General features: G+C 47.3%; 2 protein-coding genes. One reads left to right on the top strand and one right to left on the bottom strand.

The features are described from left to right. Window positions 1-711: recombinase RecA (gene recA, locus ACTHUT_RS19865; RefSeq protein ID WP_440419540.1), on the top strand; the 711-nt coding region annotated here is incomplete at its 5' end. A gap of 94 nt (window positions 712-805) precedes the next feature. Here the strand turns inward: recA and fghA are convergent. Beyond that, window positions 806-1,654, bottom strand: a complete 849-nt coding sequence (fghA, locus tag ACTHUT_RS19860; RefSeq protein WP_440419538.1) for an S-formylglutathione hydrolase — start codon at window positions 1,652-1,654, stop codon at window positions 806-808. Between the last annotated feature and the right edge of the window lie 30 nt (window positions 1,655-1,684).

The following is a 1,684-nucleotide window of genomic DNA, read 5'->3' as shown; positions in this document are numbered from 1 at the left end:
GAGCTCTATCTCTCCCAACCGGATACCGGCGAACAGGCATTAGAAATCTGCGATACCTTGGTACGCTCAGGCGGTATCGATATGGTCGTTGTCGACTCCGTAGCCGCACTTGTGCCTAAAGCCGAGATCGAAGGCGAAATGGGCGACAGCCACGTCGGCCTGCAAGCCCGCCTGATGAGCCAAGCCCTGCGCAAACTGACCGGCCACATCAAACGCACCAATACATTGGTTGTTTTCATTAACCAAATCCGTATGAAAATCGGCGTGATGTTCGGTAGCCCTGAAACCACAACCGGCGGTAACGCACTCAAATTCTATGCCTCCGTCCGCCTCGACATCCGCCGTACCGGTCAGATTAAAAAAGGCGATGACGTTATTGGTAACGAAACCAAAGTCAAAGTCATCAAAAACAAAGTTGCGCCCCCATTCCGTCAAGCCGAATTCGATATTCTTTACGGCGAAGGCATCAGCTGGGAAGGCGAATTGATTGATTTGGGTGTCAAACATGACATCGTTGAGAAATCCGGTGCATGGTACAGCTACAACGGCGCAAAAATCGGTCAAGGTAAAGACAATGTACGTGTTTGGTTGAAAGAAAACCCTGATATCGCCAACGAAATCGATGCCAAAATCCGTGCAGCAGTCGGTATCAATATGGATATCACCGAAGGCAAATTGGACGATACCGACGGCGAACGTCCTGAGGAATAAGTCTGTTTGAAATTAAAGGTTAAATAAGCCAAATAAAGGCCGTCTGAAATCCGACCATTAATCGAATTTCAGACGGCCTTTTATTCAATACTGCTTAAAGCCCTAATGCCTGAGTGTGAAACTCAATATGCGAATCGATAAAGCTGGCAATAAAGAAATAGTCATGCCCATAGCCCGGGCGTACTTTATATTGGATATTGAAACCTTTTTCACGTGCGGAGCGGACAAACGCTTCCGGTTGCAGGACGTCAGGATACAAAGCATCTTCACTGCCGACATCAATCAAAACAGGCAATTTATGCGAGGCCGTCTGAAGCAGCTCTGTACTGTCATAGCGTTTCCATGTTTCCACATTTTGGCCCAAATAAGCTGAAAACGCCTGCCTGCCGCCTTCCGTATCGATAGGATGACATAAAGGTGCAAAAGCGGAAACCGCGGCATATCGGCCGGGATAGTTCAAAGCCAAATGCAGCGCACCATGCCCGCCCATGCTGAAACCTGCAATGCTGCGCTCTTTTGTTACTGGGAAATTATGCTCGATCAAATCAGGCAATTCTTGGCTGATATAGCTTTCCATTTGGTAATGCTGCGCCCAAGGTGCTTCAGTTGCGTTAACATAAAATCCGGCACCCTGTCCAAGATAATATTCCTCACTGTCGACAACATGCTGACCGCGTGGCGAGGTATCCGGAAAAACCACGATAATATTCCATTGCGCCGCAAAACGCTGGATTCCGCTTTGCCGAACCAATTCAGAACCATCACTATTTAAGCCGGAAAGAAAATATAAAACAGGCGCAGGATAACCTTTTAAGACTTGTGGCGGCAGATAGACATCAAATACCATGTCCGTCCGGCAGGTTTGAGAAAAATGGCGGTACCGTTCCTGATGCCCGTTAAACATCTTTCTGCGTTCCAGCAAATGCGATTCTGAATTTTTCATTTTATTCCTTGGAAAGAAACAACAATAAGC

This window comes from Neisseria sp. P0022.S010 (genome assembly GCF_051956635.1).
The sequence above is the reverse complement of the archived record's forward strand: the minus strand, read 5'-3'. Positions and strand labels throughout refer to the sequence as shown.

Coding starts and splice junctions, on each gene's coding strand:
- fghA (WP_440419538.1), bottom strand. CDS start 1,654: ATGAAAAATTCAGAATCGCATTTGCTGGAACGCAGAAAGATGTTTAAC.